19 protein-coding genes and 1 tRNA gene are annotated in these 18,467 nt (G+C 44.8%); 12 read left to right on the top strand and 8 right to left on the bottom strand.

Features of this window, described 5'->3' with window-relative positions; genetic code table 11:
- The 3 genes from NXS07_RS05885 to aroG all read left to right on the top strand — a co-directional run bounded on the left by NXS07_RS05885 (position 1) and on the right by aroG (position 2,520).
- Positions 1-76: transfer RNA gene (locus tag NXS07_RS05885), tRNA-Lys, on the top strand.
- A gap of 419 nt (positions 77-495) precedes the next feature.
- Positions 496-1,200: a nicotinamide riboside transporter PnuC gene (gene pnuC / locus NXS07_RS05880; protein WP_038206423.1), complete on the top strand. Its 705-nt coding sequence runs from the start codon at positions 496-498 to the stop codon at positions 1,198-1,200.
- A gap of 267 nt (positions 1,201-1,467) precedes the next feature.
- Positions 1,468-2,520 carry a 3-deoxy-7-phosphoheptulonate synthase AroG gene (aroG, locus tag NXS07_RS05875; protein WP_038222381.1) on the top strand — a complete coding sequence of 351 codons (1,053 nt, stop codon included), beginning with the start codon at positions 1,468-1,470 and terminating at the stop codon, positions 2,518-2,520.
- A gap of 69 nt (positions 2,521-2,589) precedes the next feature.
- On the opposite strand, the gene gpmA is transcribed toward aroG, so the two are convergent.
- The 5 genes from gpmA to NXS07_RS05850 form a co-directional block, all read right to left on the bottom strand.
- A complete protein-coding gene (gpmA, locus tag NXS07_RS05870) occupies positions 2,590-3,342 on the bottom strand; it encodes a 2,3-diphosphoglycerate-dependent phosphoglycerate mutase (protein ID WP_038217845.1) in 753 nt (250 codons plus the stop codon).
- 128 nt (positions 3,343-3,470) lie between these two features.
- Complete coding sequence (locus tag NXS07_RS05865; protein ID WP_038222383.1) at positions 3,471-4,298, bottom strand: CPBP family intramembrane glutamic endopeptidase; 828 nt, start codon at positions 4,296-4,298, stop codon at positions 3,471-3,473.
- 233 nt (positions 4,299-4,531) lie between these two features.
- Entirely contained in the window at positions 4,532-6,016 is a 1,485-nt protein-coding gene (gene modF / locus NXS07_RS05860; RefSeq protein ID WP_258086351.1) for a molybdate ABC transporter ATP-binding protein ModF, read from the bottom strand.
- Positions 6,017-6,200: 184 nt separating this feature from the next.
- Positions 6,201-6,992 (bottom strand): molybdenum-dependent transcriptional regulator, encoded by a 792-nt coding sequence (gene modE / locus NXS07_RS05855; RefSeq protein WP_038217854.1) that lies wholly within the window; start codon positions 6,990-6,992, stop codon positions 6,201-6,203.
- Entirely contained in the window at positions 6,940-7,191 is a 252-nt protein-coding gene (locus NXS07_RS05850) for a hypothetical protein (protein WP_196243561.1), read from the bottom strand. The genes modE and NXS07_RS05850 overlap by 53 nt, the downstream gene beginning before the upstream one ends.
- A gap of 14 nt (positions 7,192-7,205) precedes the next feature.
- Between NXS07_RS05850 and NXS07_RS05845 the strand changes: the two genes are divergently transcribed.
- The 4 genes from NXS07_RS05845 (at position 7,206) to modC (ending at position 10,144) form a co-directional block, all read left to right on the top strand.
- On the top strand, positions 7,206-7,346 hold the full coding sequence (locus NXS07_RS05845) for an AcrZ family multidrug efflux pump-associated protein (protein ID WP_071824404.1): 141 nt from the start codon (positions 7,206-7,208) through the stop codon (positions 7,344-7,346).
- A gap of 259 nt (positions 7,347-7,605) precedes the next feature.
- The gene (gene modA, locus NXS07_RS05840) at positions 7,606-8,376 is read left to right on the top strand and encodes a molybdate ABC transporter substrate-binding protein (RefSeq protein ID WP_038206436.1); all 771 of its coding nucleotides are present in this window, start codon (positions 7,606-7,608) and stop codon (positions 8,374-8,376) included.
- A 17-nt stretch (positions 8,377-8,393) separates the two neighbouring features.
- Positions 8,394-9,086 (top strand): molybdate ABC transporter permease subunit, encoded by a 693-nt coding sequence (modB, locus tag NXS07_RS05835; RefSeq protein WP_038217859.1) that lies wholly within the window; start codon positions 8,394-8,396, stop codon positions 9,084-9,086.
- Positions 9,080-10,144, top strand: coding sequence for a molybdenum ABC transporter ATP-binding protein ModC (gene modC / locus NXS07_RS05830; RefSeq protein ID WP_258086352.1), 1,065 nt, complete (start codon positions 9,080-9,082; stop codon positions 10,142-10,144). Before modB ends, modC begins: the two co-directional genes overlap by 7 nt.
- Before the next feature lie 65 nt (positions 10,145-10,209).
- On the opposite strand, the gene NXS07_RS05825 is transcribed toward modC, so the two are convergent.
- Positions 10,210-11,025 carry a pyridoxal phosphatase gene (locus NXS07_RS05825; protein ID WP_258086350.1) on the bottom strand — a complete coding sequence of 272 codons (816 nt, stop codon included), beginning with the start codon at positions 11,023-11,025 and terminating at the stop codon, positions 10,210-10,212.
- 148 nt (positions 11,026-11,173) lie between these two features.
- On the opposite strand from NXS07_RS05825, the gene pgl reads away from it, so the two are divergent.
- Positions 11,174-12,160, top strand: coding sequence for a 6-phosphogluconolactonase (pgl, locus tag NXS07_RS05820; protein ID WP_258086349.1), 987 nt, complete (start codon positions 11,174-11,176; stop codon positions 12,158-12,160).
- 128 nt (positions 12,161-12,288) lie between these two features.
- Here the strand turns inward: pgl and NXS07_RS05815 are convergent, their stop codons facing one another.
- Positions 12,289-12,861 (bottom strand): hypothetical protein, encoded by a 573-nt coding sequence (locus NXS07_RS05815; protein WP_038193246.1) that lies wholly within the window; start codon positions 12,859-12,861, stop codon positions 12,289-12,291.
- Positions 12,862-13,084: 223 nt separating this feature from the next.
- Positions 13,085-14,353 carry an adenosylmethionine--8-amino-7-oxononanoate transaminase gene (gene bioA, locus NXS07_RS05810; protein ID WP_038206449.1) on the bottom strand — a complete coding sequence of 423 codons (1,269 nt, stop codon included), beginning with the start codon at positions 14,351-14,353 and terminating at the stop codon, positions 13,085-13,087.
- Positions 14,354-14,450: 97 nt separating this feature from the next.
- Between bioA and bioB the strand changes: the two genes are divergently transcribed.
- The 4 genes from bioB to bioD are packed head-to-tail and all read left to right on the top strand — an operon-like array spanning position 14,451 to position 18,072.
- On the top strand, positions 14,451-15,491 hold the full coding sequence (bioB, locus tag NXS07_RS05805; RefSeq protein WP_038217869.1) for a biotin synthase BioB: 1,041 nt from the start codon (positions 14,451-14,453) through the stop codon (positions 15,489-15,491).
- The gene (gene bioF / locus NXS07_RS05800) at positions 15,491-16,642 is read left to right on the top strand and encodes an 8-amino-7-oxononanoate synthase (RefSeq protein WP_258086348.1); all 1,152 of its coding nucleotides are present in this window, start codon (positions 15,491-15,493) and stop codon (positions 16,640-16,642) included. The genes bioB and bioF overlap by 1 nt, the downstream gene beginning before the upstream one ends.
- Entirely contained in the window at positions 16,626-17,399 is a 774-nt protein-coding gene (gene bioC, locus NXS07_RS05795; protein ID WP_038222393.1) for a malonyl-ACP O-methyltransferase BioC, read from the top strand. The genes bioF and bioC overlap by 17 nt, the downstream gene beginning before the upstream one ends.
- Entirely contained in the window at positions 17,389-18,072 is a 684-nt protein-coding gene (bioD, locus tag NXS07_RS05790) for a dethiobiotin synthase (protein ID WP_038222395.1), read from the top strand. The genes bioC and bioD overlap by 11 nt, the downstream gene beginning before the upstream one ends.
- Positions 18,073-18,467 lie beyond the last annotated feature (395 nt).

The following is an 18,467-nucleotide window of genomic DNA, read 5'->3' as shown; positions in this document are numbered from 1 at the left end:
GGGTCGTTAGCTCAGTCGGTAGAGCAGTTGACTTTTAATCAATTGGTCGCAGGTTCGAATCCTGCACGACCCACCATCTTAAACTTCCGTTCAAACACACCTCAGATTATTCGTTAGTTCAGCCAGTAGATTTAATCAGTGGATTGCAGATTTGAGCCAAGCGAAGCGAAATAACAACACGTTAGCCCTAAGGCCGAATCATCCTGCACGGCGTACCCTCTTAAATTAAACTTCAGTTCAAATACTCCTTAGACAAATCGTCAGCTCAGTCGGTAGATCAGCACATCCTAACTCGTAAGTATTGACTCAGAAAATGAGTCATTTATTATCTATTATCATTTTAAAAACGTTAAAATAATTAAAGACTTTTATTTATAAACTCGCTATCTTGTTTAGTATAAAAAACATTGATGGAAATAATAGTCAATTTTTATCGTAATTTCGCGTTTTTTGTATTGATATACTAAACACTACTTATGATAAGGATAGGAAAGGATGGGTTTTTTCAGTATTAATAGCATATTGGTACATATTCCATTAGGTGCAGGCGGCTATAATCTTTCGTACATTGAAGCTGTTGGTACGATAGCTGGTTTATTATGTATCTGGCTTGCCAGTCAGGAGAAAATCATTAATTACCTGTTTGGATTGATTAATGTCTCTCTCTTTGCCGTTATCTTCTTTCAAATTCAACTTTACGCCAGTCTTCTCCTGCAAATCTTTTTCTTCGCGGCCAATATCTACGGCTGGTATGCCTGGAGTCGTGTTAATGAACAGAAACAGATGGAACTTAAGATCCGCTGGCTCAACCCCAAACAAACAATTACCGTCGCCGCGGTTTCCATATTTGCAATCTTGATAATGATGTTCAATATCGACCAAATCTTTGGCTATATGGCAAAAATTGCGGTTCTTGTCTTACAGGGAATGGGCTTCAATATCACGATGCCAGCCTTAGAGCCAGATGCATTTCCATTCTGGGATTCGGTGATGACAGTATTATCGATAGTGGCAATGGTACTGATGACTCGTAAACACGTGGAAAACTGGCTGGTATGGGTGATCATCAATGTGATCAGCGTAGTGATTTATTTCCACCAAGGTGTTCTGGCGATGTCCTTGCAATACATTATATTGACGGGTATTGCACTGAACGGTGCCCGCCTGTGGATCAAGGCTGCTAAACCCAATGGCTCATAATCGACCGAAAATATGAATTAAAATCTATCCGCAGGTCATAGGTAGCCAATCTATCTACGGCCTGCCATTGAATGTTTTGCTTCAATGTATTCAAATTCCACCCGTTCAATTATTTGAATCAACATCATTTTTACTCAAAAAAACCTCTCCCATAAAGAAATCCTCTCTTTTTTACTCACAAAGATTATTTACAGCACAACGCCTAACAGTTAGATTGAGATCACAAAATTATCTCAAATAACTGTAAACACATTAGGTGAAAGGACAATGAATTACCAGAATGACGATATAAGGATAAGAAAAATAACGGAATTATTGCCACCAGTTGCATTACTCGAAAAATTTCCTGCAACAAAAAATACTGCTACTACCGTTCGTGAAGCCCGTGAAGCTATTCATAACGTTTTAACTGGTGAAGATGATCGTCTATTGGTAGTGATTGGCCCGTGTTCAATTCATGACCCAAAGGCAGCATTGGAATATGCAGAACGCCTGAATAAGTTACGTGAAGAATTGAAAGCTGATTTGGAAATTGTGATGCGGGTTTATTTTGAAAAACCCCGTACCACGATAGGTTGGAAAGGGTTAGTTAATGACCCGAACATGGATTGTAGCTTTGATATTAATGATGGGTTACGTACTGCCCGTAAGCTTCTGATCGATATTAACGACATGGGGCTGCCTGCTGCGGGTGAGTTCCTTGATATGATAACCCCTCAGTATCTTGCTGATCTCATGAGCTGGGGCGCGATAGGGGCACGTACAACGGAATCTCAGGTTCACCGTGAACTGGCATCAGGGCTTTCTTGTCCGGTTGGCTTTAAAAATGGAACTGACGGCACAATAAAAGTTGCCATTGATGCTATCAACGCGGCCAGCTCACCTCACTGTTTTCTTTCTGTGACTAAATGGGGACACTCTGCGATTGTCAGCACCACGGGTAATCAGGATTGCCATATTATTCTGCGTGGTGGCAAAGAGCCGAATTATAGTGCGGAGCATGTCAATGTCGTTAAAGAGGAATTGATGAAAGCTGGTTTAGCTCCTCGTGTGATGATTGATTTCAGCCATGCAAACAGTTCGAAGCAGTTCAAAAGGCAAATGGACGTTAATGATGATGTTTGTGATCAGATTGCAAGGGGAGAAAACGCGATTATTGGCGTCATGGTCGAAAGCCATCTCGTTGAGGGAAGCCAAAATCTCGATAGTGATAAGCCTTTAGTTTATGGACAAAGTGTGACAGATGCCTGCATTGGCTGGGATGACACAGAAACGTTACTGCGTCAGTTATCTCAGTCTGTCAAAGCCCGGAGGGGGTAAAGCAGCATAAAAAAGCCGGAGTGATTTCCGGCTTTTTAGTATTACGTTTCCTAAATCTTAGATACAAGATTATTTCGCTTTACCTTGGTTTGCTACAGCGGCTGCTTTTGCTGCGATCTCGTCGGCATTGCCCAGATAATAGTGTTTGATAGGTTGCATGTTTTCATCAAACTCATAAACCAGTGGCACAGCAGTTGGGATATTCAGCTCAAGAATTTCTTCTTCACTCATACCATCCAAATATTTCACTAAAGCACGCAGAGAGTTTCCATGAGCGGCGATGATAATTTTTTCACCGTTTGCAACACGAGGTTTGATAACGTCTTCCCAATAAGGAACAACACGCTCAATCGTGGCTGCAAGGCTTTCTGTGGCAGGAAGTTCTTCTGGTTTTAAGTTCGCGTAACGAGGATCATGGCCAGGGTAACGTTCATCATCTTTAGTCAAATCTGGAGGCGTGATCGCGAAGCCACGGCGCCACAATTTAACTTGATCATCTCCGTACTTAGCGGCAGTTTCAGCTTTGTCCAGACCTTGTAGTGCGCCGTAGTGACGTTCATTCAGTTTCCAGTTTTTCTCAACCGGCAGCCATTGCTGATCGACTTGGTCCAGAATGTTCCACAAAGTGTGAATAGCACGTTTTAAAACAGAAGTGTAAGCGAAATCAAAAACGAAACCTTCTTGTTTCAGTAATTGGCCCGCCTGTTGTGCTTCAGTACGGCCTTTGTCAGACAATTCAACATCAGTCCAGCCAGTAAAACGGTTCTCTTTGTTCCACTCGCTCTCTCCGTGCCTTACAAGAACCAGTTTAGTTACAGCCATAGCTTAAACTCCTATCAGTGCTTTTTAATACAAAATGAAATGGTCGCTGCGGGCATTATATGGCGCGATAGACCGAAACGGCAAACAATAGTCTTGAACCCCCTGTTCTAAATCATGTTTGGTAATAGCTACTGTATGAGTAATGATTTTACCGGATAGGTGAAAAACAGGAGATGACCCAGATTGAGTGAAACGTGGAAAGCGACCGCAACCCATAAACGACCACTCCACATCCATGCCAGACCATAAATTAATCCTGCCAGTGTTGCGAAAATCATCAACAAACTGCCACCGGCAAAATGTGCGGCGCCAAAAATCAGCGAAGTGATAACGAGTGCCAAATAGGGATTTATCCACTGACTCAGCTTTTGCTGGAGGTAACCACGGAACAGGGCTTCTTCTGCCAATGAAACAAAGAAAATATTGGCAACGACGAAAGCAGGGAACCAACTAGGTAAATGCAGCTCAACGGCTAATCCCCCTAACTCTGTGGCAAGGCCCAATAGCGCAGGTATCGCGACTATCAATGCTGCCCATACATGCGGGAAGGCTTCTACCACGGGCTTTCGAGTGAACAGGCTTGGCATGCAGAATAATAGAATGAAAGGAATCAGTGCCTTGTCAAAGTTGAAATACATTGAAAAAGGTGCACTAAGCGGGCCAACCTGCACCTTATCTAGGTATTTCAAGTTATTAAATCCCGGAATGTAATGCATGAACAGTAAAACCACAGAGATGAGCAGTAACACCTCAGTGATAATTCTGGATGTAGGATGTTTTTTGAGGTAAACGTGTGCTGTACCTAAACCAGCAATCACAATAAGCGCAGCAATTGCGGGAAAGGTGAGCACGTTAGTGCTGATCCCAATGATTAAAGCTAGAAATGCGATGGAAAATGCAATAATGCGACGAGTATCCAAAAGCGCCAATGAAACGGCAAGTAACGCCCAAGACATATAATTCCCTGTTATTTTTGGTGGATTAGACAAATAGTCTAAAAAATAGACTTTAAATAAATTGCAATAGGTTAAAATAACCTTGAGTCATTATAAAAAATTTTTAAAAAGTAGTCATTTTTTCATTGCGGAGAGGGATTTTCTGGCAGTTGCTATTTCTTTAGTGAAAAAATTCGAGTGAAAGCCCTCTTTCGACGTTAAATCGGGAGAGAACTTGCACTGACAGGATGGCACTACAAAGACTGTTGGGAGATATCTTCGGTTTCATACCGATAAATATTGCCATCAGGAATAAATTTCAGGCGGTGAGTAATGCATTCTGGCGCATCTTCCTGATGATGGGAAACAAACAGAAGTTGTGTATCCCCCTTGGCAATCATGATATCAATGAAACGCAGGACTAACTGACGGTTAAGGGGATCAAGTCCCTGCAACGGTTCATCGAGAATCAATAAGGCGGGGTGTTTCACCAGGGCACGGGCAATCAGAACGAGCCTCTGCTGTCCCCATGATAGGCTGTGAAATGGGTTGTTTGCGATTGCTTCAGAGAATCCCAACAAGGCCAGCCACTCATCAGCCAGTTGCTGCTGCCGATCTGAAACGGCCTGATATAACCCAATGGAATCGAAGAACCCAGAGAGAATGACATTTCGAACGCAGGTACTGACACGATACTCAAGGTGAATGCTGTTACTGACATAACCAATGTGGCGTTTAATATCCCAGATGGTTTCGCCACTGCCTCTCCGTCGGCCGAATAAGATTAGCTCATTGTTGTAACCTTGGGGATGATCGCCCGTAATCAGGTTGAGGAGGGTGGATTTTCCTGCACCATTTTCACCGATGATTTGCCAGTGTTCATCTGGATTTATTTGCCAGCTCAGACCATGCAGTATCGGTTTGTCATTGTACTGAACAACAACATTGCACATCGACACTAGTGGTTGATCTTCGGGGAATTGTTCATCTGCACGGTATTCGTCTGTTTCAGGAAGCCGAATGTCTTTCAGTGCTTCGCTGTGGGCTAACTGTGCCACGAGAGATTCTGACAGAATACTCTCCTTCTTTCCTGCCAGTGCCAGGTGGCAATCAGCCAGTACCCCGATCTGTTCGACAAAATCAGGAATTTCATGGAATCGGGTCAGTATTAAAACCAATGTGATGCCTTTTGCTGCCAGCGATCCGAATAATTGGGATAATTGATTCTGAGCATAAGTATCCAGCCCGTCAAAAGGCTGATCAAGGATGAGCAGGTCGGGATTAGCCATTAATGCCTGACAAAGTAACACTTTGCGAACTTCGCCAGTTGAGAGATATTTGAACCGACGTGAAAGCAAATCCTTGATACCAAAATACGCTGCCAGTTCAAGGCATAATTCATTATCTTTATGGTGGAGCTGAATCATCTCTGCGGCAGTACGTCCAGTATCTTCCTCTCCTTCACTGAGTAAATCTGTATTGTTGCGTTGCCACTCTTTATTAATCAGTTGTTGAAGTTGTTCGAAAGAGAGGCGTACAGGTGTATTAAATGAACAATAACGTTCACCTGCAAGTTGGATTAATTCATCCGACAGGGCACGAGCCAGAGAAGATTTCCCACTGCCATTTGCGCCGACAAACGCCCAACTTTCGCCAGAAATAATTTTCAGTGACGGTAGCCGCAGGGTACGGGTGTCACTTAAACGGAAACTACCTTGTGTTATTTGCAATTCAGACATTTCTATTCCTTTTTAAGCAACATCAACTAGAGGATCACCAGAAATAAGCGGAATAATGCTCAATGTCAATGCGTAGCTGTCTGTTATTCATTGAAGGTGGGTTATTTTTGGAAGGTGACTACAGAATGAAACAGGTAAGTTGCCATTCCCCTCTGACACTTAGGTTTATCAGAGGGATGTACCATTAACACAGGGTTGCAATAATCACTTTATCGGCATTAAAGAGTGCGGTGACGAAATCATTAGGCTGAAGACCTGAACGCTCCATTTCCTGATTGGTTAGCGTAACGCAGAGTGATTCACCCCCATCAAGCGTCAGGATAACTTCACTGTGTTCTGTTCCTGTTTCAATCAGACTGACTTGGCCGGATAAGGCATTATCGAATGGCGTCGCTGTTACAGGCTCCTTGCTTAAGGTTATCCACGGTGCCTTAATTAACACCAGCACTTCTTTCCCTTTTACCAACTTCAGCCGGTTTGCGCTTTGCTCAGTCAGCGCGGCAGAGATCGATGTTTTGCCATCAGCCAGTAAGATACGGACATGTTGCTGGATATTTTCATGATCACGTTCGACTATCGTACCGAAAAATTGGTTCCGGGCGCTGGATTGTAACGAAAAACGGGAAATAGCCGCGAGCAGGCTATCTAAAGGCAGAGAATCCTCTTTCAGCACATCGAATGCCTTTTGTTGAATTCTTTCCAGCAGATCATAAAGTTGTAACAGGCGTTCACCATAGTGCGTAAGTTGCGCACCCCCGCCACCTTTGCCGCCAGTGGCGCGTTCTACCAATACCTCATCTGCGAGATGATTCATTTCATTGATGGCATCCCAAGCGCTTTTATAGCTGATCCCGGCCTGTTTTGCTCCCTGACTGATAGAACCTGTTATTTTAATCTGCTTAAGCAATTCGATTCGCCGAGGATCAGCGAAAAGGCGTTGCTGTAATTTGAGTGTTAACAATATTTCGGCTTGCATAGTGATTCATTTCAGGCAAATATTTGAGAGTTTTTACAGGATAACCGTAAGAATCGCACGTTTCGTCGGTTACTGTTACTTTTTTATTGTCTAGAATAGCGAGATCACCGCCTGTGTCATGAAGCACTGTTTTTCCATTAAAGAAAAATAACGCCGAGTGTTGCACAGTTAATTTTTTGGCTAAATTATGGTCACTCATGATATGAGGTTTGCATGTTTGAGTTGATTGGAAGTATGGCGTTTGCGTTGATCATGGTTCCCGTTGTGATGGCACTGATTTTGGGGCTGATTTACGGGCTTGGCGAAGTGTTCAACGTTATTTCCAAAACAGGAAATACCGAACGGCAGCCTTGATCTGATTTTACCGTTAGTGTTTCTGTTACCCGGTTTTGCCGGGTAATTTCTTTTCTCTCTCATTACCTACCCATCTGATTGAATTCCCGCTTACTGGCAAACTTTTGTTTGCTTCCTGAACTGTAATTTCTGCCTGGATTAACATAAAAGCTAAAAGTGGCTCACAACTTGCCGATTAATCTCAGGATAGTATTTTCATTTAACGTTGTATCTTGTTATATACAGCGCACCATATTGGTTATCATAAGTGGAATACGAAATGAAAAAGAGCATGTACCAATTGCTGACAGGGGCTGTGGTTTCTTTTGCGCTGGTTGGGAATAGCTGGAGTGCAGAAAAAGTGACCGTCTTTGCGGCGGCGTCATTGACCAATGCACTTAACGATATTGCCGCTCAGTACAAAAAAGAACAACAGGGAGACATTGTTGCCTCTTATGCTTCATCGTCAACACTGGCACGTCAGATTGAGCAGGGCGCCCCCGCTGATATCTTTGTTTCTGCTGATCAGCAGTGGATGGATTATGCCGCAGGCAAAAAACTGATTGCTGAAAATACTCGTCATACTTTATTAGGTAATCAACTTGTCTTGATTGCACCCAAAGAGAGCAAGCTGGATAAAATCGACATCGATCGAAAAACAAAATGGAAATCTCTGCTGGCAGATGGGCGTCTGGCTGTGGGTGATCCCGATCATGTTCCTGTTGGCATTTATGCCAAAGAGTCGCTGCAATCTCTGGGAGCATGGGAGGCGGTCAATCCACTGATGGTACGTACTAACAATGTACGTAGTGGTATGGCGCTGGTAGAGCGGGCAGAAGTACCGTTGGGTATTGTCTATGGTTCCGATGCAGTTGCCAGCAAGAAAGTGAAAGTTGTCGGTATATTCCCACTAGAGAGCCATAAACCAGTGGAATATCCCATTGCAGTTATTAAAGGTCATGAAAATCAGGCCGTCCGTGATTTTTATGGTTATCTCAAAACCCCTGAAGCCGCAGTCATTTTCAAACGCTATGGTTTCAGTCCACTGTAGGAACTGATCTTTTGGAGATGTTAAGTGAATATGAATGGCAGGCGATTTTACTGAGCTTACAAATCTCAGGTATCTCGGTGTTATTCAGTTTGCCATTAGGGATATTGATGGCATGGGTTCTGGCTCGCTGCCAGTTTTTCGGGAAATCCCTGCTGGATAGCATTATCCATCTGCCGCTGGTATTACCGCCAGTGGTTGTAGGATATCTGCTGCTCCTCAGCATGGGGCGCCGTGGTGTCATCGGTGAATTTCTTTATGATTGGTTTGGCGTCAGTTTCGCGTTTAGTTGGACGGGAGCAGCGTTGGCTTCGGCAGTTGTGGCTTTTCCCTTGATGGTCAGAGCGATCCGGCTGGCGCTGGAAGGCATTGATCGTCGTCTGGAACAGGCCGCGCGTACATTGGGAGCCAGTTCGCTTAGGGTCTTTTTCACCATTACCCTGCCACTTTCATTGCCGGGTGTGATTGTCGGTGCTGTTTTGGCTTTTGCCCGTTCTCTGGGGGAGTTTGGTGCAACAATTACGTTTGTATCGAATATTCCGGAGGAAACCCGCACCATTCCCCTTGCCATGTACACATTGATTGAAACGCCCGGCGCAGAAACGGCAGCGGCGCGTTTATGTGTGATTGCTATCGTGCTGGCATTGGTTTCATTGATGCTTTCCGAGTGGCTGACTCGTTGGGGCAGAAAACGTCTGGGGGCAGCATGCTAGAGCTGGATTTTGAGCAACGTCTGGGTAACCTGCACATGCAGGTCGATACCACTCTGCCAACAGAAAGCATTACGGCTATATTTGGGCTTTCCGGCGCGGGCAAAACGTCTCTGATCAATGTTATTGCCGGGTTGAGCAGGCCACAGAGAGGCCGGATTGTCCTGAATGGCCGCATTTTGGTGGATATAGAGCAGAAAATCTTCCTGCCGCCGGAAAAACGCCGAATGGGTTATGTTTTTCAGGATGCTCGCCTTTTTCCCCATTATCGCGTTAAGGGCAACCTGCAATACGGTATGTCGCCAGACATGAAACCACAGTTTGACAACATCATTGGCTTACTGGGCATTGAACACTTACTGTCACGTTTTCCCATGACCTTATCCGGCGGGGAAAAGCAGCGGGTAGCGATTGGACGGGCATTACTGACCGCGCCTGAAATCTTGCTGATGGATGAGCCGCTGGCTTCGCTGGATTTACCCCGCAAGCGTGAATTACTGCCGTATCTCGAAAAACTGTCCGCCGATGTCAAAATCCCGATCCTGTATGTCAGCCACAATTTGGATGAAATTCTGCGATTGGCGGATAACGTGATCGTAATGGACAAGGGGAAAATCAGAGCGACAGGCACATTGGAAGAAGTCTGGTCAAACAGCATATTACGCCCGTGGCTGCAAAAAGAGAGCCTTAGCAGCATACTGACAGTCTCTGTCATGGAGCATCATCAGCGTTATCATATGACAGCGGTGGCGGTAGGAGATAAAGCCCTCTGGTTGCCCAAAATTAATGTGGCTCCGGGTACAGCTCTGCGTATTCGGATTGATGCATCGGACGTTTCTCTCGTTTTGGAACCACCGAAAGCCAGCAGTATTCGTAATACCTTGCAGGTTAAAGTCATTGAATTTTTTGAAGATGATGGTCAGGTTGATGTCAAGCTGGCACTGCGTGAACATTTCCTATGGGCGAGAATTACCGCTTGGGCGCGGGAAGAACTTAACCTGCTGTCAGGTCAATGGCTGTATGCGCAAATAAAGAGCGTTTCGCTGAATCAACCTTTGTAACACATACTGCAATAAATTGAGGGAGCGCGGTTGTCTGGCGCTCCCGTTTAATTTGATTAACCGAGTTAAAGCACGTATTTTCGAATCACTTCAGCGATGCCAGGCTGGGTATTGTCCCGCGTAACAATATCGGCACGCTCTTTGACTGCATCAGCCGCATTTTCCATAGCAACGCCCAAACCAGCTGTTTCCAGCATGCTGATATCATTAAAATTATCACCGAAAGCAATCACTTCTTTCATGGATATGCCTTGTGACTCAACCCATTGCTTCAAGCGCATCCCCTTGCTATTGCCTTTTTTGGTAATATCCACTTGATCAACCCACGACCATTCACACTCAAGACCGACTTTTTCCTCAATCTGTTCACTGATTTCACGCAGTTTCACTATATTCGGGGAGCTGGTGGCAAATTTCCAAATGAAATTCACATCATAGATGGCATCTTGAAAGCTATTGATCTGCTGGAGATTGGGGCGTTGATGTTCAGGCAGAGAATCAGACCATGCAAGCGTGCGTGAAACAGTGTCATGAAATTGATATAAAATGGCATCATCGACATACATCAGATGCTGAATTTCCGTTCCATGCAGATAAGAAAGCACCTGAACGGCTTCTTGGGTGGAAAGGGGATTGGAATCCAGAACTTTCTTTGCATGGTAATCATATGAATAGGTCCCATTGCAGCAAATAGCCGGAGTATCGAGTTGTAGTGCTTGATAGAACGGATGGATAGCGACATGATGGCGGCCAGTGACAATCAAAACCTTAACACCCGCTTGACGGGCTTCATTCAGGGCAGCTAGTGATTCTGGTAAAATACGTTTTTGTGGATCAAGCACTGTGCCGTCGAGATCCAGCGCGATAACGCGATATGACATGAGTAGGCCTCTAAATTGTCGATGATATAAGCAAATATTATACGGTAACAAAATATAGTTAAACCGTCATGCGATCACTTTAACAAACACAACTTTTCAAGAATCTTTATAGATCAATGAAATGGTGATGAAGCATTAAGGAGAGAAAATGAAACAGGTGGTTTATACAGCCAGCCCTAATAGTAGTCAGATTCACGTATGGTCGCTGAATATTGCGGGGGAGCTCTCACTTCTCCAGACAGTGAATGTGCCGGGCGAAGTACAGCCGATGGTAGTTAACCCTGATGGCAAACACTTATATGTGGGAATTCGCCCTCAGTTCAGTATCGTCACTTATGCAATCGGGTCAGATGGACGGCTAGAACAGCAGGCCATTGCGCCGTTGCCGGGTAGCCCTACGCATATTTCTACGGATAGAGCGGGACGTTTTTTGTATTCTGCTTCCTATGGTTTCAACAAACTCAGTGTTCACCCTATTGATGAAAACGGCATTGCCAAAGCGCCGGTTCAGATCGTAGAAGGCCTGCAAGCGCCCCATTTTGCCAATATTGATCGGGAAAATCGCCAGTTACTGGTTCCATGCCTGAAAGAAGATCACATTCGCGTTTTTAATCTGGATGAGCAGGGTTATCTGACAGAAAATAGGGCGGATGAAATCAGTACGGTAGCAGGAGCTGGCCCGCGTCATATGGCTTTTCATCCTGAAAAATCGGCGATTTATTGCATCAATGAACTGGATGCGACTGTCGATGTTCTGCGTAAATGGGACAAATATCGCATTGTGCAATCTGTTGATTCATTGACGGCTGATTTTTCCAGTGTCTGCTGGTCTGCGGATATCCACATGACACCGGATGGTCGTCACCTTTATACCTGTGAGCGCTCAGAGAGCCTGATCAGCCATTTCCGCGTTTCAGAAGATGGCTATTACCTGACATTAGTCGGAAATTATCCGACAGAAAGTCAGCCTCGTGGTTTTGCGATTGATCACAGCGGCAGCTTCCTGATTGCCTCAGGGCAGAAATCAGATCATATTTCAGTGTCACGTATTGATAAATATTCTGGAAAATTAACGCAATTAGCGCGTTATCCAGTGGGCAAAGGCGCGATGTGGGTTACAGTGCTGGCATTGTAAACTTGAGCCGCGCTATTTTTAGCGCGGCAATATTTCCCCTTTATCTTTCAAGTTGCTGCTTTTTTGGCTGTAACTTGAAATCTATTAGGTATGAAAGTTGAATTATAAAATAACTAGTTAATACAGTTTTAGATTAAACTAAATGAACCAACGCCTGATATTACTATAGGAACAGGAATGATTGAATTAGGTCTATATACAGAAATTAAATCGCCCAAATAAATATTCCCATCGAAAAGACGGATGAAAATATTCTGTTGGTTAATGTAAAGTTGAATAGTAAGTTGTACGTTTATAATAGATCTAATATTATGTACTGTCCCTGCAAAATAAAAATTATTCCAATTAATAATTGGAATAGTGTGCCCAGCATTAACATATCCATTAAATTTAACCCGCTGGCCAACATTTGGCGCATACCCAATTATAGCCGAATGGGATGATATTTGGATAAAAGGATAACTTCCATATTGTTGGAATGTATTAAGATTAAAACTTCCACTAATATATTCTATCAGACCAGCACCATAACCCGTTGATGAAATCACGTTGGGATTTTTTACAAACAAATGGGCTAACTCAGGTATTTCTCTTGCAACAGTTGAATGGTGTGATATTTCCTTTTCATGCATCTCCTTAGATAATGAAAATGTAGCTTGCATTTCTTCGTTAGAAGGCATAATTGATTTTTCGTCGCTCATAATATATTCCTCTTTTATTTGAATGAACATGATGGTTGATTGGAATATATCAGGAAATTCACCTGTAAGTCATAGAATATACTTGTCGGCGGTAAATAATATTTGTCAGTGAGTGTCTTTTGATAATGCCTTCATTATTTTATTTTTTTTATTAATAATGTGATAATTAAAATATCGAGAATGAAAAATAAAGCCAGCATGTTATTAATGCTGGCTTTATTTTTTAAATTATTACATCATTAATTGCATTTGTCAGTTTAGATAATTGCTCAGACCGGGTAATGTAAGGTGGCATTAAATAAATTAACCGGCCAAATGGCCTGATCCAAACACCATGCTGTACAAAGCGGCGTTGTAGCGAAGCCATATCAACGGGCTGTTTCATCTCTACGACACCAATAGCACCCAATACCCGAACATCTTTGACGGTAGTGTGTGATTTCAACGGGAGCAATTCTGCTTTCAACTGGGCCTCAATGGATTGAATGCGTGGTTGCCACTGACTATCAGAGAGCAATTTCAGATTGGCGCTGGCAACGGCACAAGCCAGAGGATTTCCCATAAACGTTGGGCCGTGCATAAAACAGCCAGCTTCACCTTGACTGATAGTTTCAGCCACATGACGAGTGGTTAATGTGGCCGATAATGTCATATAACCGCCTGTCAACGCCTTGCCCAGACACAAAATATCCGGCTCGATCTGTGCATGCTCGCAGGCGAATAGTTTGCCAGTCCGCCCAAATCCCGTGGCGATTTCATCCGCAATCAGCAAGATCTGGTATTCATCACACAGCTTACGAACCTGACGTAGATATTCAGGATGATAAATACGCATCCCACCTGCGCCCTGCACAATCGGTTCCAGAATTACGGCCGCGATTTCATTGTGGTGTTGGAGCAATAACTGTCGGAACGAAGTGATATCCTCAGGTTGCCATTCACCCTCAAACCGGGATTGTGGTGCATCAGCAAACAGATGGTTAGGGAGATAACCTTTATACAGGTTATGCATCGAATTGTCGGGATCACAGACAGACATGGCACCGAAAGTATCTCCATGATAACCATGACGCAGGGTCAGGAATCTGTGGCGTTTTTCTCCTTTGGCTTGCCAGTATTGCAGCGCCATTTTCAAGGCAACCTCTACAGCGACAGATCCTGAATCCGCTAGAAAAACACACTCCAGTGCGGCCGGCGTCATCGCGACTAATTGCTGACATAATTCAATCGCGGGAGGATGGGTGATACCGCCAAACATCACATGAGACATCCTGTCAATCTGCGACTTTGCTGCTTCATTGAGCACAGGATGATTATAACCGTGGATCGCCGCCCACCATGAAGACATACCATCGATCAGTCTGCGGCCATCTGACAGTTCCAGCTCAACCCCTGCGGCTGAAATTACAGGATAAGTGGGGAGTGGATGAGTCATTGATGTATACGGGTGCCAGATATGGCGTAAGTCAAATTCAAGATCTGAAGGATTCATAATAAGTTTGTTGTAAACCTTTCTTGGTTCATTTTGGTTGACATGATAGCGGCGTTATTTAAACTGACAACATTTTTTCACACTGGAGGATGTTATTGTGAATGAGCGTCAGCAATGGACTATCAAACAGGCTCAGGCTTTGTTTGATCAACCTTTTTTCGAATTGTTATTTCAGGCACAGCAGGTACACCGTGAACATTTTGATCCGCAGCAAGTACAGGTCAGTACGCTTCTTTCAATAAAAACCGGCGCCTGTCCAGAAGACTGCAAATATTGTCCGCAAAGCTCCCGTTACAAAACAGGCTTGGAAAAAGAGCGTTTGATGGAAGTTGAGCAAGTCATCGAATCTGCGCGTAAGGCCAAAAATGCCGGTTCAACCCGTTTCTGCATGGGGGCAGCATGGAAGAACCCTCACGAGCGTGATATGCCGTATCTGGAGACCATGGTCAAGGAAGTTAAAGAATTAGGTATGGAAACTTGCATGACTCTGGGAATGTTGAATCAAACTCAGGCACAACGTCTGGCAGAGGCTGGTTTAGACTACTATAACCATAACCTAGACACCTCCCCGGAATTTTACGGCAATATCATCACCACTCGCAGCTATCAGGATCGGTTGAATACGTTGGGAAATGTCAGGGATGCGGGCATCAAAGTCTGTTCTGGTGGCATCGTCGGTCTGGGAGAACAAATCCGTGACCGTGCGGCACTGCTGGTGCAACTGGCGAATTTGCCGAAGCCGCCGGAAAGTGTGCCCATTAATATGCTGGTGAAAGTAAAGGGAACCCCGTTGGAAAACAACGATGATGTTGATCCTTTCGACTTTATTCGCACCATTGCTGTGGCTCGGATCATGATGCCAGCATCCCATGTTCGTTTATCCGCAGGACGTGAGCAGATGAATGAGCAGACGCAAGCGATGTGTTTTATGGCGGGTGCTAACTCCATTTTCTACGGTTGTAAATTACTGACCACACCGAACCCGGATGAAGACAAAGATCTGCAACTGTTCCGCAGGCTGGGCATCAATCCTCAACAGACTCAGACGGCATTTGGTGACAATCAACAACAGCAGAATCTGACTGAAGCCATTATCAATAATGTTGATTACGAACAATTCTATAATGCGGCAGTATAATGAACTGGTCAGACACGATTTCCCGACGATTGACTGAACGTCGGGGAACATCTCTATGGCGTAGCAGACAAGCCCATCTGGGTTCAGATGGGCGTTTATTACATACTTCAGACGGTCAATACCTGAATTTTTCCAGCAACGACTATCTTGGGCTGAGTCAGCATCCCCAGATTATTGCTGCCTGGCAGCAGGGAGCTGAACAGTACGGTGTAGGCAGTGGGGGTTCGGGACACGTTACAGGTTACACCGCAGTTCACCACACATTGGAACAGCAATTAGCGGAATGGTTGGGTTATTCCCGCGCCTTACTATTTATTTCTGGCTATGCGGCCAATCAAGGTGTGATAGCGGCTTTGATGGAAAAAGACGACCGGATTATTGCTGATCGCCTGAGCCATGCCTCGCTGATAGAAGCCGCCATGCACTCTCCCGCACAGCTTCGACGTTTTCTGCATAACGATCCAAATTCCCTGAAGCAGCATCTGGCAAAAGATTGTGCGGGCAAAACGCTGGTAGTGACGGAAGGTATTTTTAGCATGGATGGGGATTGTGCGCCGCTTGCATCCCTTGCACAGCAGACAAAATCCACGGGCAGTTGGTTGATGGTAGATGATGCCCACGGTATCGGGATCCACGGTGAACAAGGGCGGGGCAGTTGCTGGGCGCAGAATGTCAAACCGGAAATTTTGATTGTCACCTTTGGTAAGGCGTTCGGATTGAGTGGGGCGGCGGTACTGTGTGATGAACAAACCGCAGAATACCTGATCCAGTATGCCAGACACTTAATTTACAGCACCTCCATGCCACCCGCACAGGCGGTAGCACTGTCTGAAGCGGTACGGCAAATCAAGGAAGGCGATGAATTGCGTCAGAGATTACAAAACAACATCAGATATTTTCGCCGCGAAGCTCATTATTTGCCTTTTACCCTGATGGATTCAGAGACGGCCATTCAGCCTTTGATCATTGGTGACAATGAACGCTGCATTGCTCTATCCCATGTGCTCAGACAGCAGAAAGTGTGGGTAAAATCGATTCTCCCGCCAACGGTTCCACTGGAAAGTGCCCGTTTGCGTATCACACTGACGGCGAGCCATACACAACAGGATATTGAGATATTACTGGAGGCGTTGCATGGATCTGGCTGTTAAGGCCGTTGACAAGCAGGCGATTGCAGGCGCTTTTGGGCGCGCCGCTTCTCGTTACGATACGGCTGCTAAATTGCAACAGCAAACAGGTGAATACCTGATGGAACTGGCGCAGGCAGAAAATCTCGGTGTCCGGGTATTGGATGCAGGCTGTGGAACAGGTTTTTTCAGTGCGCACTGGAAGCAGCGGGGCAAGCAGGTTATCGCACTGGATCTGGCTTCTGGTATGTTAAATCATGCGCAGGAGCAGCAAGTTGCCGATTACTACCTGCAAGGGGATATTGAGCACTTGGGGCTGGCGGATAATAGCGTAGATATCTGTTTCAGCAACTTGGCCGTGCAGTGGTGTAATGAACTGCCATGTGCATTGCAGGAATTTCATCGGGTTACCCGTCCCGGTGGCCTCATTTTATTCTCCACACTTGCGCAAGGTTCGCTGTATGAGTTGGAAGCGGCGTGGAGACAGGTTGACACTTATCGGCATATCAACCAATTTCTGCCTTTACAAGCGATCACTGACGCGTGCCACGCCTATCGACACAAGATAATAAGCCGACAATATTGCCAATATTACCCGCAACTGCTGCCTTTGCTGAACTCGCTGAAAGGAATAGGGGCTACGCACCTTCATCATGGTCGCCAGCATGGACTCATGACCCGAAAACGCCTGAACACTCTGGCTGAAGCGTATCCACGGAATAATGAGGATTACCCATTAAGCTATCAGATTGCTTTTGGAGTTATTTACTGTGACAAATAAATATTTTCTTACCGGAACCGACACTGAAGTCGGTAAAACTATCGTCAGTTGCGCGTTGCTGCAAGCGGCAAATAAGCAAGGATATCAAACCGCAGGTTACAAACCCGTGGCATCGGGCAGTGAGATCACCTCAGAAGGAATACGCAATGGAGATGCACTGGCCTTACAGCGCAACAGTTCCGTATCCTTGGCTTATCAAGAAGTCAACCCACTGGTATTTGTTGAACCGACATCTCCCCATATTGTGAGTGCTGAACTTAACCAGCCGATTGAGTTTGAGGTGATATCACAGGGTTTGGAAAGATTGACGGCAAAATCTGATTGGGTTTTGGTTGAAGGTGCAGGCGGTTGGTATACACCTTTGTCGGAAAATACCACTTTTGCTGATTGGGTGATTCAGGAAGAACTGCCTGTGATTTTGACGGTGGGAGTCAAACTGGGCTGTATTAACCATGCGGTATTGACGGCAAAAGCGATTCAACATTCTGGATTGAGGTTAGCCGGCTGGATTGCCAATGAAATTGAACCCGCCGGTAAACGTCAGACAGCGTATTTGGAGACGTTGGAACGGATGATTCCCGCACCTTTACTAGGGGTTATCCCTCACTTGAGCGAATTGAGTGATAACAATAATATCGGCGAATATATAAATATTGATTTATTGGTTAACTAATTGTTTACTTAGCGTCAGTTAAAATTGATAACTAGGCCGTTGGGAAAGTGGGTATTCAGGTATAGAAAGTACTTCATTTCAACAACGATTGAGCCATTTTTGAGCAACAAATAGTGCGAATCAATGCTAAAACAGCATGAAAATATTCCACTACTGAAGAAATTTATAAAAGGGGATAACTCCGTAACCTCCCATGCCTAATAGGGTTTGCTGAGTTATCCACTATTCCTGTGGATAACCTTGTGTATTAGTTTTATAAAAGTACTCTGACACAAGATAATACGCGGCTTGCGCAAGATTTGCTGTTATTCTCTCCTCTGATATTTTTTTTATCAGAATCAGTTGATTATATAAAATCAATCCCTTTCCACTCCCCTTTGCGATTCAGTGCTTCA

This window comes from Xenorhabdus bovienii, assembly GCF_024721015.1.
In the GTDB taxonomy this organism is placed as follows: Bacteria; Pseudomonadota; Gammaproteobacteria; order Enterobacterales; family Enterobacteriaceae; genus Xenorhabdus; species Xenorhabdus bovienii.
Note: the sequence above shows the minus strand (reverse complement) of the source record. Positions and strands in the feature narration are given on the sequence as shown.